At 66.6% G+C, this 18,418-nt stretch carries 16 protein-coding genes; all 16 read right to left on the bottom strand.

Annotated elements, in window-relative coordinates; translation table 11 throughout:
* Positions 1–25: 25 nt before the first annotated feature.
* Complete coding sequence (locus tag VHP37_12275) at positions 26–1,537, bottom strand: FAD-dependent oxidoreductase (protein HEX2827117.1); 1,512 nt, start codon at positions 1,535–1,537, stop codon at positions 26–28.
* 218 nt (positions 1,538–1,755) lie between these two features.
* Entirely contained in the window at positions 1,756–2,517 is a 762-nt protein-coding gene (locus tag VHP37_12270; GenBank protein ID HEX2827116.1) for an aspartate/glutamate racemase family protein, read from the bottom strand.
* Positions 2,518–2,576: 59 nt separating this feature from the next.
* Complete coding sequence (locus tag VHP37_12265) at positions 2,577–3,302, bottom strand: decarboxylase (GenBank protein HEX2827115.1); 726 nt, start codon at positions 3,300–3,302, stop codon at positions 2,577–2,579.
* Positions 3,303–3,331: 29 nt separating this feature from the next.
* Entirely contained in the window at positions 3,332–4,321 is a 990-nt protein-coding gene (locus VHP37_12260; GenBank protein ID HEX2827114.1) for an NADPH:quinone oxidoreductase family protein, read from the bottom strand.
* A gap of 46 nt (positions 4,322–4,367) precedes the next feature.
* Complete coding sequence (locus VHP37_12255; protein ID HEX2827113.1) at positions 4,368–5,480, bottom strand: CoA transferase; 1,113 nt, start codon at positions 5,478–5,480, stop codon at positions 4,368–4,370.
* A 163-nt stretch (positions 5,481–5,643) separates the two neighbouring features.
* Positions 5,644–6,234, bottom strand: a complete 591-nt coding sequence (locus tag VHP37_12250; protein ID HEX2827112.1) for a 3-hydroxyacyl-CoA dehydrogenase family protein — start codon at positions 6,232–6,234, stop codon at positions 5,644–5,646.
* Between the two features lie 94 nt (positions 6,235–6,328).
* Positions 6,329–7,204, bottom strand: a complete 876-nt coding sequence (locus tag VHP37_12245; GenBank protein HEX2827111.1) for a 3-hydroxyacyl-CoA dehydrogenase family protein — start codon at positions 7,202–7,204, stop codon at positions 6,329–6,331.
* Between the two features lie 175 nt (positions 7,205–7,379).
* A complete protein-coding gene (locus tag VHP37_12240; protein ID HEX2827110.1) occupies positions 7,380–8,549 on the bottom strand; it encodes an acyl-CoA dehydrogenase family protein in 1,170 nt (389 codons plus the stop codon).
* Complete coding sequence (locus VHP37_12235) at positions 8,546–9,283, bottom strand: SDR family NAD(P)-dependent oxidoreductase (protein ID HEX2827109.1); 738 nt, start codon at positions 9,281–9,283, stop codon at positions 8,546–8,548. Before VHP37_12235 ends, VHP37_12240 begins: the two co-directional genes overlap by 4 nt.
* Positions 9,284–9,388: 105 nt before the next feature.
* The gene (locus VHP37_12230; protein HEX2827108.1) at positions 9,389–10,156 is read right to left on the bottom strand and encodes an enoyl-CoA hydratase-related protein; all 768 of its coding nucleotides are present in this window, start codon (positions 10,154–10,156) and stop codon (positions 9,389–9,391) included.
* Positions 10,153–11,814: a class I adenylate-forming enzyme family protein gene (locus tag VHP37_12225; protein ID HEX2827107.1), complete on the bottom strand. Its 1,662-nt coding sequence runs from the start codon at positions 11,812–11,814 to the stop codon at positions 10,153–10,155. The genes VHP37_12230 and VHP37_12225 overlap by 4 nt, the downstream gene beginning before the upstream one ends.
* Before the next feature lie 11 nt (positions 11,815–11,825).
* Positions 11,826–12,605 carry an enoyl-CoA hydratase-related protein gene (locus VHP37_12220; GenBank protein ID HEX2827106.1) on the bottom strand — a complete coding sequence of 260 codons (780 nt, stop codon included), beginning with the start codon at positions 12,603–12,605 and terminating at the stop codon, positions 11,826–11,828.
* A 28-nt stretch (positions 12,606–12,633) separates the two neighbouring features.
* Positions 12,634–13,860: a CoA transferase gene (locus tag VHP37_12215; protein HEX2827105.1), complete on the bottom strand. Its 1,227-nt coding sequence runs from the start codon at positions 13,858–13,860 to the stop codon at positions 12,634–12,636.
* Between the two features lie 131 nt (positions 13,861–13,991).
* Positions 13,992–14,963, bottom strand: a complete 972-nt coding sequence (locus VHP37_12210) for a quinone oxidoreductase (GenBank protein ID HEX2827104.1) — start codon at positions 14,961–14,963, stop codon at positions 13,992–13,994.
* A gap of 107 nt (positions 14,964–15,070) precedes the next feature.
* Entirely contained in the window at positions 15,071–16,735 is a 1,665-nt protein-coding gene (locus VHP37_12205; GenBank protein ID HEX2827103.1) for an ATP-dependent DNA helicase RecQ, read from the bottom strand.
* 70 nt (positions 16,736–16,805) lie between these two features.
* Complete coding sequence (locus tag VHP37_12200) at positions 16,806–18,404, bottom strand: peptide chain release factor 3 (protein HEX2827102.1); 1,599 nt, start codon at positions 18,402–18,404, stop codon at positions 16,806–16,808.
* Positions 18,405–18,418 lie beyond the last annotated feature (14 nt).

Below are 18,418 nucleotides of genomic sequence, written 5' to 3'. Positions count from 1 at the left end.
TTCACTCGTTCACTCGTTCACTTGTTCACGCGTTCACGCCCTTTGGAGGTACTTCGAACGCCGCGTTGCGTCCGGCGATGCGGCCGGAGATGAACGCCCACCCGAGATGGTGGCCGTGCCCTTCGAGCAGCAGGCCGCCCTGCCCCGTCGAGCCCGCGGCGTACAGGCCGTCGATCTTCGAGCCGTCGGCGCGCAGCACTTCGAGGCGCTCGCTCACCTTGAGGCCGCCGTCGGTGAACACGACGTAGCTCTTCACCGGGCCGAGCGCGTAATACGGCTTGCGCGAGAGCGGCGGCCGTTCGCCGCGCTCGCCGGCGTTGTAGCGTTCCAGCGTCGCCGCGAGCTTGTCGGCGGGCACGCGCATCGACGCCGCGAGGCCCGCCACGGTGTCGGCCTGGTGATAGATGTCGCGGCGGTTGCGGCGGTAATCCTTCACGTAGGCGTAGGCCACGCCCGGCGCGGTCGACACGAAGTACGGCCACGCTTCGAATTTCTCGGCGATCGCATCGTCGAACACGATGTAGGCGATGCGCTCGCGCTGTTTCGCCACGGCGTACGCGGGCCTGGCGAGCTCGTCGGTGAAGCGCTCGCCGTCGGCGTTGACGAGGATCGCGCCTTCGTTGAAGAGCTCAGGGGACGGGCCGAGCGCGGTGGTCAGGAAGCTCATCAGGAACGGCCGCAGTATCCATTGCGGCAGGACGTTCATCGACCACGCGATCGCCTGCGCGACCGGCCTGGCGGGCGGCAGGCGCTGGATGAAGTTGCCGCTCAAAGGCGGCACGAAGCGCATGATCGGCCCGCGCACGATGTCGCCGTTGACGATCGTCGCGCCGAGCGAGAGCGCCATGCGGTGTCCGTCGCCGGTGCTCGTCGCATTGACCGCTTCGACGTCGACCACGTCGGCGCTGGCGACCTGCTGCTTGATATCGGAGCCGCCGCTGTAGTCGCCCGCCGCGAGCACCACGCCGCCGCGGGCGCGATACAGGTGACGGCTGCCGTCGGCGTGTTGCGCTTCCACGCCGATGATGCGCCCGCCCTCGAGGACGATGCGCTCGATGCGCGTGTTGCAGCGGATGTCGACCCCGAGCTCGCGGCAATAGCGCGTGACGTGGTAGGCGAACGACTTGGAGTTCGGGACCACGTTGTGCATGCGCGGATAGCGGTGGTGCTCTTCGGGCATCGGGCCGACGAACACCACGCCGAGGCGCATGAGCCACTCGAGCATGTCGGTCGTGTTGTCGACGAGTATGCGCCTGAGAGCGAGGTTGTCGCGAGGCGCGAGCTTTCCCGCGTGTTTCTCGAGGTCTTCGAAGTGCTCCTGCGGGCTGTCCTGTATCCCCGCACGCTGCTGGTGCGGGGTGTTGGTCGCGGTCACCGAGCCGACCGACCACGACGTGGTGCCGCCGGTGTGCGGGTTCTTCTCGAGCAGGATGACGCTCCTGCCGAGCCGCGCGGCCTCCGACGCCGCGGCGAGTCCCGATCCGCCGCCGCCGACGACGATAACGTCGGCGACGGTGGTCGCAAGCTGCTCTGCCACTCCCTCTCCTCCGATTCTGCTTTTTTAACCGCAAAGGACGCAAAGGACGCCAAGGAAAGGCAAAGTCGTCATTGCGAGGAGCGGCAGCGACGAAGCAATCGCGTTGCGAACGAAGAGGCGTGCGCCACGAGATCGCCACGCGCCTTCGGCGCTCGCGATGACGTTATAAGGTTTTCCTTTGCGTCCTTTGCGTCCTTGGCGGTCAATCGCTTTTGCTTTTACGCCGACCGCCGAATCGGCGAAGCGCGCTGCGCACCCGGCTCCGAGAGCTTGCGCAGCAGGCTCCCGCAGTGCGAGATCTTCGGATCGACGCCCATCGCCTCGAACGCCTGCCACGCGCTCGCCTGCACCGCGGAGTACACCGGCTTGCCGAGATCGCGCTCGAGCATGTCGACGACTTCCAGCGCGCGAAGCTGCGTGCACGCGACGAACACCGCTTCGGCTTCCGGCGTGGTGATGTCCTTCACCTTGCGGTAGATCTCTTCGGGCTGGATCTTGGCGTGGTCGAACATGTCGAGCATGTCGAAGGTGCCGAGCCTGAGCACGTCGATGCCGTGCGCTTTCAGGAACTGCTTCAGGCGCTCGTTGGTGAGCTCCACGTACGGCGTGACGACGTCGACCTTCTTGTGGCCGTTCGCCATCAGGCACGCCGCCATGCCGCCGGCGGTGGTGACCGTCGGCGCCTTGGTGATCGCGGTGAGCTGGTCGCAGATCTTGCGGTTCCACTCGGGGCCTTCGAAGAAGCTCCCGCTGGTGCAGCCGTAGACCACGACGTCGGGCTCGACCATCGCCACTTCTTCAGCCGCTTTCTTGCTCGCGCTCTCCATGCTGCGGAGCTCTTCCGGCGTGCCGTGCCGGCCGCCCGCGATGCGCGCGCTGTGAACCGACACGCCCTCCGGCGCGATCTTCCAGAACTCGGTTTCCATCGTCGTATTGATCGAGGGCACGAGCAGCCCGATGCGTCCACGCCATCCGTACATGCTTTCCTCCTTCGATATGGGGTCTGACCCCGGCCTTATCGGGGTCAGACCCCGGTTTTTTACGCGGCTTTCGCCCCAGCCTTCCCGAGCTCCCGGAGCAACCGCCCGTAGCCCTGAATCGGTTCGGTGTGGCCGATCGCCCGCAACGCCGCCCAGATCGTCGCCTGCGTCGTCGAGATCACCGGTTTGCCGGTATCGCGCTCGATCTTCTCGATCGCGTCCATGGTCTGCCAGTTGGTGCACGAGAGCACGATCGCGTCGACGTCGGGGCGATTCACTTTCATCGCGAGGTCGTACGCGGTGTCGGGTGACAGCCGGCCCACGAGGAGGTTGTCGACGAGCGCGAGCCCCGCCATGTCCGCGACGTCGAGGCCGCTCGCCCGGAGAAACGCGGCGGCGATGCCGTTCACTTTCTCGTCGTACGCCGAGCCGAGCACTACGCGCTTCGCTCCGATATGGCGGATCGCTTCGACCAGCGCGGTGCTCGTCGTGGTTGCGCGTTTGCCGGTCGCGGCTTCGAGCTTGGCGATGAGCTCGCGGTCGTAGCCCAGGCCGTTCAGAAAGCTCGGGGCGGTCGCGCCGAGCACGATCACGTCGACGTCGGCCGATGCGAGGAGCTTCGCCTGCGTCTCCATATCCTGGACCATGCCCAGGATCGCGTCCGGCGCGATGCGCGTGAGGAAAAGGCGCGCGGTGTGCAGCGTGACGCCTCGCGGCAGCGCCCGGTAGAACTCGGGCTCGACGGTGGTGTTCGACGACGGAACCAGCAGGCCTATGCGTGCCATGGGATCTTTCTCGACTTGTCCGGACGATTCTAATCCATCGTCAGCACGACTTTGCCGACCACCTTGCGGTCGCGCACGGTCGCCAGCGCCTGCTGGTGCTCTTCGATGGGAAAGGCCGCCATCACGTGGGGCTTGAGCTTGCCTTGCTCGTACAGGCGGAACAGCTCTTTTTGCACCGCGAGCACTTTCTCGGGCTCCCGGTCGCGGTAATCGCTCCACTGCAATCCGACGAGCGAGATGTTCTTCACCAGCAGGATGCCCGCCTTGATCGTCGGGATGCGCCCTTCGGCGAAGCCCACGATCACCACGCGCCCCGACCATGCGATGGTGCGGAAGCTCGCGTCGAACACGTCGCCGCCGACCGGGTCGACGATGATGTTGACGCCGCGCTTGCCGACCGCGGCGAAGACCTGCTCGCGGAACGCTTCCTTGAGATCGGGCACGTCGGTGCGCACGACGAAGTCGGCGCCGTTGTCCCGGGCGAGCTTCGCCTTCGCTTCGCTGCTGACGCTCGCGACGACGGTCGCGCCGAGCGCCTTGGCGACCTGCACCGTCGCCACACCCACACCGCCGGCGGCGCCGTTGACGAGCACGACCTCGCCTTTGCGATAGTGCGCCCGCTCGCACAGCGAGAAGTGCGCGGTGAGATAGGTGAGGCCCATCGCCGCCGCGTCGGTGAAGCTCATGCTGTCGGGAATCACCTGCGTCTGGACCGCGCGCACCGCGCACTTCTCGGCATACGCGCCGTGTTCGATCTGGCCGGTGACCCGATCGCCGACCTTGCGGTCGGTCACGCCTTCGCCGAGCGCGGACACCACGCCCGCGAAATCCTTGCCCGGGCTGAAGGGCCGCTTCGGAAGTTTCTGGTACGTCCCGCCGATGACGAGGATGTCGGGAAAGTTGATGCTGGTCGCCTTGACGTCGACGACGACTTCACCGGCTTTGGGTTGGGGATCGGGCGCTTCACCGAGCTTGAGGGTTTCGATGGGGCCGTGTTCGTGTACGAGTAGCGCTTTCATTTCTTTCAGGTGCGTGAACGGGTGAACGGGTGAACGGGTGAACGGCTCACCCTTTCAGGAAATCATTGGCTTCGCCGAGTTCCGGGTAACCCATTGCCTGGTCTTCCGAACGAAAAGCGTCGGCGACCGGCACCGGCAGCGCGCTGATCGCGCGGTCGCCCGCCGTCAGCGCGCGTGCGAAGACGCTGCGCGCGCGGAAATGCTCGTCGCGCAGCGCGTCGGGCAGGCTCGCGACGATGGTGCAGCAGACGTCGTGGCCTTCGAACAGCGCGCGCAGCTCGTCCGCGGTCTTCGCTCGGACGCGCTCGGCGACCGCATCGCGCGTCTTGCGCACGTCGAGCGAGTCGTCGCGCAGCGCGTTAGGAACGTCCAGCAAAGCACAGAAGCTCTCCCAGAACTTCTGCTCGAGCGGTGCGGCGGCGAGGAAGCGGTCGTCGCGCGTGCGATAGATGGCATAGCGCGGCGAGCCGCCGGTGACGAGGTCGCCGCCGGGTGTGGGCCATGCGCCCGCGGCGAGGCCGTTGCCGAGTCCCCAGTACATCAGCGTGAACAGATTGTCCGCCATCGCGACGTCGAGCTTGCAGCCGACGCCGGTGCGGTCGCGCTCGCGCAGCGCGAGCAGGATGTTGATCACCGCCGGATACGTGCCGCCGGCGATGTCGGCGACGAGCGCCGCGGGCAGCACCGGCGAGCCGTCGGCGCCCTGGGTGAGCGCGAGCATCCCCGATTCGGACACGTAGTTCAGATCGTGCGCCGCGACCTGCGCGCGCGGGCCGTCCTGTCCGTAACCGGTCACCGCGCAGTAGACGATGCGCGGATTGATCGCTTTCAGCGCTTCGTAGCCCAGGCCCAGGCGATCCATCACGCCGGGGCGGAACTGCTCGACGACGACGTCGGCCGATTCGATCAGCGGGCGCAACGCATCGACCGCGCCGGGCGCCTTCAAGTCGATGGCGACGCTGCGCTTGCCGCGGTTGAGCAGCGCGAAGTTGACGCTGTCGGCGCCGAACTTCGGCACGTACGAGCGCATCTCGTCGCCGCGTCCGGGCCGCTCGACCTTGATCACCTCCGCGCCCGCCTCGGCGAGGATGAGCGTCGCGAGCGGCCCGGGAAGGAGCGTGCTGAAGTCGAGTACTCGAATGCCTGCTAATGGCTGCATGTTTTAAAAAGCATGAACACGGAGGACACGGTGGAACACGGAGGACACGGTGGAAGACTTCGCTTGCGGATACGCGACGGTTCGAGGGAACGCGCGCTGTGCCGTTTGGTTTCCCTCCGTGTCCTCCGCGACCTCCGTGACCTCCGTGTTGACGCTTTGCTTTTCAAGCTTTTGATCTTTGCTTCGCCACGCGCGCGCGGCGGGCGGGGGCGTAGGCGGGGTCGCCGAGCGCTTCGTAGAGCGCCTGCGTCACGTCGTAGTGGTGCTCGAGTCCCGTGCTCTCGAGGAGCGAGATCGGTCCGACCGGATAGCCGAGACCGAGCTTGAGCGTGGTGTCGAGGTCGTCCGCGGTGGCGAGGCCTTCGTCGAGGCGGCGCAGCGCGGCGTTGTAATAGGGACGCACCAGGCGGTCGACGATGCGGCCGTCGAAATCGCCGCATACCGCGACTTCGAGGCCCAGCGCTTCGAAGATCTCTTTCGCGGCCGCGACGGCGGTGTCCGGCGTACGCGGCTGGCGCACCACTTCGACGAGCCTGGTCGGCTCGGCGGCGCCGAGCCTGAAGCGCGCAAAGCCGAGCACGTTCGAGCCTTCGGTGCCGCGCGCTTCGCCGGTGTGGACGCCGAGGCTTTCGGTGCCGAGCTCGATCAGCACCGCCACTTTGTCCTCGCGCGCGGTGAGCGTCGCCAGCGCCTGCCCGACTTTTTCGCCGATGATCACGATCGCGTCGCCTTCGCGCTCCGCCTTGTCGTGCAACGCGCCGCGCTCCGGGAAGGACCGGCTATGACCTGTATCGATTAACTCGTAAAACATGGTCTTACCCGTTCACCCGTTCACCCGTTCACGCACTTCAACCGCCGAACATCGCGTTGCCGCGATACTCGTAGAAACCTTTGCCGGTCTTCCGTCCGAGCTGCCCCGCGGCGATCATGCGCTTCACCAATGCGGGCACCGCGGCGCGCGGCTCGTGCGTCGAAGCGAACAGCGCTTCGGCGACGAGCAGATGCGTATCGAGGCCGACCAGATCGATCAGCTCGAGCGGCCCCATCGGATAGCCGAGGCCGGTCTTGATCGCGCGGTCGATGTCCGCGGGCGCGGCGACGCCGGCTTCGACGAGGCGGATCGCGTCGTTGTTGAAGGGAACCAGAAAGTAATTGAGGATGAAGCCGGGATTGTCCTGGGTCTTCACCGGGATCTGGCCCATCGCCTTGCAGAATTCCCACGCTTGCTCGAACGTCTCGTCGCTGGTGCGCAGGCCCGGCGACATCTCAACGAGCTTCATGAGCTGCGCGGGCAGGCAGAAGTGCATGCCCACGAAGCGCTCGTCGCGCCCCGAGCCCGCGGCGATCTCGCTGATCGAGAGCGTCGAGGTATTCGACGCGAAGATGGTGTGCGGCGGACAGACTTCGTTCAACTCGGCCAGAAGCGCGTGCTTGACCTCGAGGTTCTCGAACACCGCCTCGATGACGACGTCGCATTCGGCGAGCGCGGCGATATCGGTCGTGCCGGACAGGCCGCCGAGTATGCCGTCGACCTGCTCCTGCGTGAGCTTGTTGCGCTCGACCGACTTCGCGAAAAAGCCTTCGGTCTGCTTGCGCGCCCGCGCGAGCGCGTCCTCGCGCGTGTCGTACACGATCGTGCGAAAGCCCGCGCGCGCCGCGACGATCGCGATCCCGGCGCCCATCGTGCCGCTGCCGGCGACACCTACTGTTTTGATCGTGCTCATACTGAAAACCTTGAAAGCAATTTACCGCAGAGGACGCAGACGTATGAAGGCCGTCATTCCCGCGAAGGCGGGAATCCATTCTTGCAGCTTGGGGCTATCTGGAAATGGATTCCCGATAGCTTCCGCTGGCGCGGTTCGGGAATGACGATTCGGTTTTCCTCTGCGTCCTCTGCGGTTAGTTTTTATCCACAAAACTGCGGCCGATGAACTGCCGGTGGATCTGGTTGGTACCTTCCCAGATCTGGGTGATCTTGGCGTCGCGCATCAGGCGCTCGACGCGGTAGTCCTTGCAGTAGCCGTAACCGCCGTGGAGCTGTACCGCTTCGGTCGCGATGCGCATCGCGAGGTCGGACGCGCGCATCTTGAGCATCGACGCTTCGACCCCGAAGTCGCTCGCGCCGCCGTCGACCAGCCGTGCGACGTGCCACAGCCACGCTTCGCACATCGCGAGGTCGGTCGCCATGTCGGCGAGCATGAACTGTATGCCCTGGAACTCGACGATACGCCGGCCCGACTGCCTGCGGTCGTTGATGTAAGCGACCGCGTCTTCCCACGCGGCGCGCGCCACGCCGAGCGCGTGCGCGGCGACGCTGGGCCGCGACTTGTTGAGCGACGCGAGCAGGATGCGCAAACCTTCGCCGGGCGCGCCGAGCAGGTTGTCGCGACGCACGCGGCAGCCGTCGAACGCCAGCGTCGCGGTGCTCGACGCCCGCAGCCCCATCTTGTCTTCCTCGCGCACGACGGAAAGTCCCGGCGTGCCCTTCTCGAAGACCATCACCGAGATCGCGTTGCGGCCGTCCTCGATCTCGCTCCACTTGCCGAAGAGCATGTAGAGGTCGGCATGCGCGCCGTTGGTGATGAAGGTCTTGGTGCCGGTGACGACGATCTCGTCGCCGTCCGGCCTGAACTCGGTCTTCATCCCGGTCGCGTCGGAGCCCGCGGTCGGCTCGGTGATCGTCAGCGATGCGAGCGCCCCTTCGGCGAGGCGCGGCAGGAGGCGCTGCTTCTGCGCTTCGGTGCCGAAGTCGATCAGCGGCTTCATCGCGTGGAAGTTGGTCGCCCAGATGACGCCGGTCGACGCGCACGCCTTGGAGATCTCGCGCACGCATTCGAGGTAGGCGGCATACGACAGCGGCGCGCCGCCGTATTCTTCCGGGACGAACATCGCGTTGAGCCCCAGCGCGTTGATCGCTTCGACGTTCTCCCACGGAAATTCGCCGGTGCGGTCGTATTCCGCGGCCTTCGGCGCGATCCGCTCGCGCGCAAGCTCGCGCACGCTGTCGATCAGCATGCGCTCTTCGGAGGTGAACGCGACGCTCGTGTCGACGCGATCGAAGACGTTCAATGCGCCATCCCCTGGCCGCCGTCGATGTAGATGGTCTCGCCGGTGAAGAAACCGATGTCCTCGGAATAGATCGAGGCGACGAGCTTCGCGATCTCGTCCGCGGTGCCCGGGCGCCGCCCCGGAATGCGCTTGTCGATGTACTCGCGCACCGGTCCGCTTTCGAGCGACTCGCGGTTGAGATCGGTGACCACGTAGCCCGGCGCCACGTCGAGCACGCGGATCGCTTTCGACGCCCATTCGACCGCGAGGCAGCGCGTCATCGCGCCCACCGCCGCCTTGGACGCGCAGTACGCGAGGTTGCGCTTGACGCCGACCTTGTCGAAGAACGAGCCGATGTTGACGATCGTCGCGCCGTTCGCCTTGACGAGATACGGATAGGCCTCGCGACACGTCGTGAACACCGCCGTCGCGTTGGTCTGCATCACCCGATCGTAGGTCGCGGTATCCAGCTCGTGACTGGGCGCGTCGAGATGGATGCCCGCGTTGTTGACGAGCCCGTGCAGCACGCCGTCCTGCGCGACCGCTTTCAGCGCCGCGCGCACGCTCGCTTCGTCGTTCACGTCACACGCGTGGTTGACGAACGACGATGCGAGCGCCGAGGCGCCCGCGGCTTCGGGGCCGGCGCCTTTGCGCGTCAGGCACGCGACGCGAAAACCGCGGCGCGCGAGCTCCATCGCAATCGCCGCGCCGATACCGCGGCTCGCGCCGGTGACGGCTATGAGACGCTCAGTCAAAACCCACCCCCACCCTAACCCTCCCCCTGAGGGGGAGGGGATATTCTTGGCAAGCTCCCGTCACCGCCTTATCCGTCACCGCTTCACCCGTCACCGCCTCATCCGTCACTTGTCTTCAAACCGAGCCTTGCGCTTTTCCGCGAACGCCGTCATGCCTTCCCCCGCATCCTTGGTCTGGAACGCGAGCGTAGCGAGATCGGCTTCGATCTTCAGGCCTTCCGACAGCGGCGTCGCCAGCGCCCGGTTCACCGCTTCGCGCGCGAAGCCGAGCACCGGCAGGCTGTAGCCGGTGAACTCGCGCGCGTAGGCGATGCCGGCCTGCACCGCGTCGCCTTCGACGATGCGCTGGACGAGACCGATGCGCAGCGCCTCTTCGGCGTCCACCGTGCGGCCGGTGAGGATCATCTCCATCGCGCGGCCTTCGCCCACGGCGCGCGGCAGCCGCTGGGTGCCGCCGTAACCGGGGATGAGGCCGAGCTTGATCTCGGGCAATCCCATCTTCGCGTTGGGCGTGGCGATGCGGAAGGTGCACGCGAGCGCCATCTCGAGGCCGCCGCCGAACGCGTAGCCGTTGACGATCGCGACCGAAGGCATCGGCAGCTTCTCGATCTTGGCGAACGTCGCCTGGCCGACCTCGCCGCCGCGCTTCTGCTCCGCCATCGAGCGCCCGGTGAGCTCCTTGATGTCCGCGCCGGCGCAGAACGCCTTGGCGCCCGCACCGGTGACGAGCAGCGCCCGCGCGTCACTCGCGGCGACCTCGTCGAGCGCGCGCGAGATGTCGGCGATCAGCGCGAACGACAGCGCGTTGAGCGCGTTCGGGCGGTTCAGCGTGAGGACCGCGAACTCTTCGATGCGTGTGAGCTCGATGCTCATGGTTGTGGCGCCCTGAACCTCACCGGCTCCGGCGCGAGCTTGCCGGCCCGGGTCATCTCGACGAGCTCGCGCTTCAGGATCTTGCCGCTCGCGGTGAGCGGGAACGCGTCGAGCGCGATGAAGTATTCCGGCATGTCGTATTTGGAAAGCCCTTCGGCGTGCAGATGCTCCAGTAGCGCGAGCCCGTCGACCTTCGCGCCTTCGCGCGCGATCACCGCCAGGCACACGCGCTCGCCGAGACGCTGATCGGCGACCGGATACGCGGCGGCTTTCACCACCGCCGGATGCTTGAGCACGAGGTTCTCGATGTCCGCGGGATGGATGTTGTGGCCGCCGCGGATGATGAGGTCTTTCTTGCGGCCGACGATCGAGAGGTTGCCGTTCTCGTCGAAGCGCCCGAGGTCGCCGCTCATGAACCAGCCGCCGGCGTTGAACGAATTCTCGGTCGCGGCCTGGTTGTTGAAATAGCCCAGCGTCAACAGCGCGCCGCGCGTGCCGATCTCGCCGATCTCGCCCGATCTGGCAGGACGGTCCGGATTCTCCTGGTCCCACAGCCGCGTCTCGTAGCCCGCGCACGCCTTGCCGCACGTCGAGGTGATCGTCGCCGCGTCGTCGTCCGGCAGGGTGTACTGGTGCGAGCCGTTCTCGGTCATGCCGTAGACGTTCTGCGGCTTGATGCCCATGTCGAGAAAGGCGCGGGCGGTGTCGGGCGGGATGATGGAGCCCGCCATGTAGAAGACGGTCACCTTGCCCAGCCGCGACAGTCCGCGGCGCCTCATCTCGGCCAGGATGTCCATCGCGTGCGTCGGCACGCCCATGACGTAGGTCGCGCCGCTTTCGAGTATCCAGTCGAGCGGTTTCATCCCGCTGCGCGCGTCGTTCACGACGAGCTCGCAGCCGGCGACGAGGCATTGCTCGACCGCCACCGTCGCGATGTGGTGCGACAGCGGGCTGTGGCTGAAGAGGATCGTGGCATCGCAATGATGCCAGTCGACCACCATCGCGCGGCCGTTCGCGAGCAGGGTGTTGTCCGAGTGCAGCACGCCTTTGGGCGTTCCCGTCGTGCCGGAGGTGAAGGCGAGGTAAGCGACCTTATCGGGGTTGTCGTCCGCTGCGGGCAGCGAGGGAGCATCCGCCGCGGCCGGAAACGAAGCACACCCGTCGGGCGCGGCGCCGGCGCCGTCGAGCGCATACACCCGCTTCATCGACGGCAGCGCACGCGCCGCCGCGAAGACGTCGCTGCGCTCCGCGTCCGCGCCGTAGCCGGGCTGCGCGAACAGCGCGGCGGTCTGTATGCGCTCCATCAGAGCGGCGATGTCGTGCACGGTGTAGTTCTGGTGCAGCGAGGGATTGCACACGTAACCCATGCGCGAGCACGCGAGCAGCACCACCACCGCTTCGACGCGGTTCGGCAGCCACACCGATACGCGCTGGCCCCGCTTCAGTCCCGCTTCGTGCAGGTCGGCTGCGACCGCATCGACCCACGCCGCGAGCTCGCGCCAAGTCACGCGCCGGCGGCTGTCGCGCAGCGCGCAGCCTTGCGGGCGCTTGGCGGCGTGCTCACGCGTGAGGCTGTAGAGCGTATCGCTCCGCCAGTAGCCGTCGGCGTAATAGCGTTGCGCGATCTGAGGATCGTGCAGCGTGAGTATCGTGCTCATTTCGAGCGCGTCTAGTGGCCGAACTTGTCGGCGTTCGGCGTGCGGCGCTCGCGGAACGCCTCGCCCAGCTCTTCGTGCTCGTCGGTGTCGAGGTAGAGGCGGAGCAGCAGGTCGTGCGAGACCCGCGAGAGACCGGACACGCCGCCGTGCCGCGCGACGAAAGCGCCTTTCAATGCCGCGAGCGCGAAAGCGCCGCGCTCGGCGACCGCGTTCGCATACTTGCGCGTCTCCGCCTCGAGCTGATCGTCGGGAACGACCCGGTTGATGAGCCCGATCTCCAGCGCTTCCTTGGCGCTCAGCTTGGGGTTGAGGAACCACATCTCCTTCGCGCGCTTCTTGCCGATGAGGTCTTCGAGGTACCACGTGCCGTAGCCCGCGTCGAAGCTGCCCATCATCGGCCCCACCTGGCGGAAGATCGCGCTCTCTTTCGCGATCGTCAGGTCGCACATCACCTGCAGCACGTGACCTCCGCCGACGGCGAAGCCGTTGACCGACGCGATGACCGGCTTCTGCAGGCGCTCGATCGATTCGTAGATCTCCAGCGTCGGCAGCATGCCCGCGTACAGCGTGCTGTCCGCCATCCCTTCCTTGCGCCCGCCGATGCAGAAGAACTTGTCGCCCGCGCCGGTGATGACGAGCACGCGGGTGCGCGTCTCGCGGCGGATGTCGTTGATGCAGTCGCGGATGTCGTGACACATCTGCGGCGTGAACATGTTGCCGTCGTCGGGGCGGTTGAGCGTGAGCCAGCCGACGGCGCCTTCTTCGCGGTAGAGGATGGTTTCGTAGGTCATGGATGCGTGAAAGGTGAAATGTGAAACGTCAGATCACTTTACCGTTGCGTAGCTCCGCGATGCGCGCATCGTCGTAGCCCAGAGAGCGCAGCACTTGCTCGGTGTGCTCGCCCAGGCGCGGCGGCGGCGTGCGATAGGTCGCGTTCGAGCCGTCGACGCCGATGCCCAGCCCGACCTGCGGGATGCGCCGGCCGTTCGCGGTGTCGGTATAGAAGAGGCCGCGCCCGATCAATTCCGGATCGCTCGCCACCTGGTCGACGCGGTTGACCGGACCCGCAGGCACTTTCGCCTCGACGAAGCGCTTCAGCCACTCGTCGCGCGGGCGCGTCTTCAGCACCGCCTGGATGCTCTCGACGATCTCGGCGCGCGCGGCGCGGCGGTCGACGTTCTTCGCATAGCGCGCATCGGCGCCGACCTCGGGCTTGCCGACCGCTTCCCAGAAGCGCTTCCAGATGCCGTCGTTGCCCAGGCCCAGCGTGATCGGATCGTCCTGGGTATCGAACACCTGGTACACCGCGATCACGCTGTCGCGCGCGCCGGTGCGCTTGGGCACCTCGCCCGAGCCGAGATACGGCACGATGCGCGGGGACATGAAGCGCGTCATGCTGTCGATCATCGCGATGTCGATCTCGTGCCCGCGACCGCTGCGGCTCCGGTCGAAGAGCGCGGCAAGCGTCGCGTAGGCCGCGTCCATGCCTGCGATGAGATCGGCGGCGGGCGTGCCCACTTTCTGCGGCGGGCTCTCGGCTTCGCCTGTCAGGTCCATCACGCTGCTGTAGCCTTCGGCGACGAGGTCGTAGCACGGGAAGTCGCGGCGCGCGCCTTCGAGCCCGAAGCCGCTCAAGGAGACGTAGACGAGGTCGGGCTTCAACGCTTTCAGGCTCGCGTAATCGACCTGCAGCTTCTTCTGCACGCGGCCGACGAGGTTGACGATGACCACGTCGGCGGCGCGCACGAGATCGTGCAGCACCTTGCGCCCCGCTTCACCGCTGTAGTCGAGCGTGACGCTCTGCTTGTTGCGGTTGACCGACAGGAACCACAGCGATTCGCCGTCGAGGAACGGCGGGCCCCAGGCGCGGCTGTCGTCTCCGGCGCCGGGACGCTCGACCTTGATCACGTCGGCGCCCATGTCGGCCATGAGCAGCGTCGCGTACGGGCCCGCGATCGACGTGGTGAGATCGAGCACTCGCACGCCGGACAGGAGCGAGGGGTGCGCGCCGCCCGGAGGCGGCGGCAATGCGTCTAGAGGAAGCACGAGCGGGAGGCTTTCGGAAAGCTCGAAAGTAAGCGAAAGCGGCTTCCGAGGTCAAACGGGGTTGAACGCGTTCACCCGTTCACTCGTTCACCCGTTCACGCCTTGATGTTCGCGGTGCCGCCGCCGTCGCGTTACGGGATAAGTACGGTCGAGCCGGTGGTTTTGCGCCCCTCCAGATCGATGTGCGCCTGCGCCGCCTCGCGCAGCGGATAGGTCTGGTTGATCTTGATCTTCACCGCGCCTTTCTTCACCACGGCGAAGAGCTCTTTCGACGCTTTGATCAGGTCTTCGCGGGTGGCGGTGTAGTTGGCGAGCGTCGGGCGCGTCACGAAGAGCGAACCTTTCGACGCGAGGATGCCGATGGAGATCGGCGGCACCGCGCCCGACGCGTTGCCGTAGCTCACCATCAGTCCCAGCGGCGCGAGGCAGTCCAGCGAATCCATGAAGGTGTCCTTGCCGATGCCGTCGTACACCACCGGCACGCCCTTGCCCTTGGTGATCGCCTTGACGCGCTCGGACACCTTCTCCTTGGACGTGACGATGACGTGCTTGCAGCCGGCTTTCTTCGCGAGCGCGGCTTTCTCTTCCGAGCCGACGGTGCCGATCACGGTCGCGCCGAGATGCTTGCACCATTGCGAGAGGATCTGCCCCACGCCGCCCGCGGCGGCGTGTACCACCACGGTGTCGCCTTTCTTCACCTTGTAGGTGCGGCGGCAGAGGTACCACGCGGTCAGGCCTTTGAGCATCATCGCCGCGGCCTGCTGGTCCTCGACGCCGGCGGGGATCTTCACCAGCTTCTCGGCGGGACGCAGCAGCACTTCGGAATACGAGCCGAGCGGGCCGACGTAGGTCACGCGGTCGCCGACCTTGAGGTCCTTCACCCTGGGCCCGACCGCCTCGATCACCCCGGCGCCTTCGCCGCCGAGCGTGACCGGGAGCTGCATCGGGTAAAGGCCGCTGCGGTGATAGGTGTCGATGAAGTTGAGACCGACCGCGGTGTTGCGCACCCGCACTTCACCCGGTCCGGGATTACCGATCTCGACTTCTTCCCACAGCAGCTTCTCGGGTCCGCCGTTTTCGTGGATCCGCATGGCGTAAGGCATCGCATCCCCCTTCGATTTTTAAGGTAGAAACGATTCTAGCGTAGCGCCGGCAGGCGCTTAAGCGAACCTTTGCGCCCGGAGCGCAGCGGAGGAGCGGCGTAGATCTTTCAGGCTGCCTCTACGTACGCCGCCAGGAACTGCCGCTTCCTGCCGTCGGGAAAGACGATCTCGACCTGCTCGGCGGTCGCGCTCGCGACGCGCCCTTCGCCGTAGCGCGGCACGCGCACGCGGTCGCCTTCGTTGAACTGCGCCACCGGACCGAGCGGCGGGCGGCGCGCCCATTTCGGCAGGCGCACTTTCTTCGGCGGCTTCACCTGCGGCGGGTTCACGCAGTTGTCGCAGGTGCCGCAGCGCTCGAAGTCCTCGATCCCTTCGAAGTACTCGAGCAGCACCTTCCAGCGGCAGAACGCGGTCTGCGCATAGAAGATCATGCGCTCGAGCTTTTCGCGGTCGGCCTCGCTCTTGCGGCCGTATTCGTCGGCGAGGCCGCGCAGATCGGAGCGCCGGACTTCGGCATTGAGCAGCCGGTAGCGGAAGCTGCGGTCCTGCTTCACGAAGCCCGCGTCTTTCAGAAGCTTGAGCGCGACCTTGAGCTTGTTGCCCGCGACGTTGGGCGCGGCGCCTTCGAGCGCGGCGAACGCGACGGACTCGTCGAGCGCTCCGGTCTTGGTCAGCGCCTCGAACGCCAGGATCACGTCTTCCTGCGTCGGATAGCGGCCGCCCAGGAAGAACTGCTGCACGCGCTTGTCGCGCGTGTCGTAGACCAGGATGCACTGCGCGGCTTCGGCGTCGCGGCCGGCTCGTCCCGATTCCTGGTAATACGCCTCGAGCGTACCGGGCACCTGGTAATGCAGGACGAAGCGGATGTCCGACTTGTCGATGCCGAGGCCGAACGCGTTGGTGGCGACCATCACGCGGCAGCGGCCGGACATGAAATCGTCCTGCGCCGCTTCGCGGTCCTTTCCGGACATCCGGCCGTGATAGCGCGCGACTTCGATGCCGGCCTCTTTGAGCCGCTCGTACACGAGGTCCGCGTTCTTGACCGTCGCGGTATAGACGATCCCGCTGCCTTCGATCGCCTTCGCGACCTTCACCGTGTAGTCGAGCTTCTCGTCGTCGTTGGTCGCGTGCACGACGCGGTAGTGCAGGTTGGGACGGTAGATGCCGGTGTTGATCACCTGCAGCTTGCGCTTCAACTGCCGTCCGATGTCCGCCATCACCGCGCTGGTCGCGGTCGCGGTGAGCGCGAGCACCGGCGGGTTGCCGAGCGCTTCGAGCGCGTTCGAGATCTCCAGGAACGCCGGCCGGAAGTCGTGGCCCCACTGCGAGATGCAGTGCGCCTCGTCGATGACGAAGAGGTCGATCGCGTTGTGCCCGAGCGCTTCGATGAACGCGGGATCGGAGAGGCGCTCGGGCGTGGTGAAGACCATCTCGTCCTCGCCCTTGCGGATCGACTCGAGCGCGGCTTTCTCCTCGCGGCCCGAGAGGGTGCTGTTGACCTCGATCGCGGACACGCCGGCCAACGCGAGCTTGTCGACCTGGTCCTTCATGAGCGAGATCAGCGGCGACACGATCACCGTCGTGCCTTCGAGGTGCAGCGCCGGAAGCTGGTAGCAGAGCGACTTGCCCGCGCCGGTGGGCATGACCGCCAGCGTGTCGTGCTTGGCGAGCACGCTGCCGATCACCTCCTGCTGGCCCGCACGAAGACGCCGATAGCCGAAGGTATCCCTCAGGGTCTTGGCGAGCGCGCGCTGCTGGTCTTTATCGGGCATGAGAATCAACGCTGAGACCTGATCAAGCAGCGTGCCTGCGAGCACCGCCGCGTCCTATAGACCGGCGGCTCTACTGGGACTGGAAGACGAGCCCCGCGTGCTCGCGGAGCGCGTGGAAGCGAATCTTCGGCCAGTTGTCCGCGGCGGCCGCGAGCTCGGTTGCGTGGGCCGCGAGGAAGGTCGGCGCGTCCACGACGTCGTAGGCGATGCGCATCGCCATGTTGTCGATGAACCGCTTCAATTCGCGCTCGTCGTCGGAGGTGATCCAGCGCGCATATTTGTGCCGTGCGGGAACGAGCCGCGCGTCGACGCCGTACTCGTGCTTCAGCCGGTGCGCCACGACCTCGACCTGGAGCTGGCCGACCGCGCCGAGCAGCAGCGCGCCGCCGACGTGCGGCCTGAACACCTGGATCGCGCCCTCTTCGCCGAGCTGGGCGAGCCCCGCGCGCAGTTGCTTGGCCTTGAGCGGATCGGCGAGCTCGACCGCGTAGAAGATCTCGGGCGCGAAGAAAGGCAGCCCGGTGAACTGGAGCTTTTCGCCTTCGGTCAGAGTATCCCCGAGCTGGAGCACCCCGTGGTTCGGGATGCCGATGACGTCTCCGGGATAGGCCTCTTCGAGGATGTCGCGCTTCTGCGAGAGGAAGGACACGACGTTGTTGGTGCGCAGGTCCTTGCCGGTGCGGCTGATCTTCAACTGCATGCCGCGGTCGAAGCGCCCCGAGCACACGCGCACGAACGCGACGCGGTCGCGGTGCGCGGGATCCATGTTCGCCTGGATCTTGAAAACCACGCCGGTGAACTTCTGTTCGGTGGGCTCGACGATGCGCTGCATCGCTTCCTTCGGTCCCGGCGGCGGCGCGAGGTCGATCAGCGCGTCCAGCGTCTCGCGCACGCCGAAGTTGTTGATCGCCGAGCCGAAGAACACCGGCGTCTGCCGGCCCGCCAGGAACGCGTTCTCGTCGAAGTCGGGGGAGGCGCCCTGCACGAGCTCGATCTCGTTCTTCGCCTGCCCGAAGGCCTCGCCGAAGCGCTGCGCGGTCTCGGGGTTGTCGATGCCTTCGATCACCTCGAAGTCGCCGCGCCGGTCCTCACCGGGGCTGAAGACGCGCATGCGGTCCTGGCGGATGTCGAACACCCCGCCGAAGCGCTTGCCCATGCCGACCGGCCAGGTGAAGGGCACCGCGGGCATCTCGAGCACGCGCTCGATCTCGTCGATGAGCTCCAGCGGCTCGCGCACTTCGCGGTCCATCTTGTTGATGAAGGTGATGATCGGGGTGTTGCGCGAGCGGCAGACTTCCAGCAGCCGCAGCGTCTGCGACTCCACGCCGTTCGCCGCGTCGATCACCATCAGCGCCGCGTCGACCGCGGTCAGCACGCGATAAGTGTCCTCGGAAAAATCCTTGTGGCCCGGCGTGTCGAGGAGATTGATGACGCAGTCGCGATACTCCATCTGCATCACCGAGCTCGCGACCGAGATGCCGCGCTGCTTCTCGATCTCCATCCAGTCCGAGGTCGCGTGGCGGCTCGCTTTGCGCGCCTTCACGCTCCCGGCGATGTGGATGGCGCCGGCGAACAGCAGCAGCTTCTCGGTGAGCGTGGTCTTGCCCGCGTCGGGGTGGGAGATGATGGCGAAGGTGCGGCGGCGGGCGACTTCCTGGGCGACGGTCATGGCGGTGGCCCCCG

It is taken from the genome of Burkholderiales bacterium (assembly GCA_036262035.1).
Classification (GTDB): domain Bacteria; phylum Pseudomonadota; class Gammaproteobacteria; order Burkholderiales; family SG8-41; genus JAQGMV01.
The sequence above is the reverse complement of the archived record's forward strand: the minus strand, read 5'-3'. Positions and strand labels throughout refer to the sequence as shown.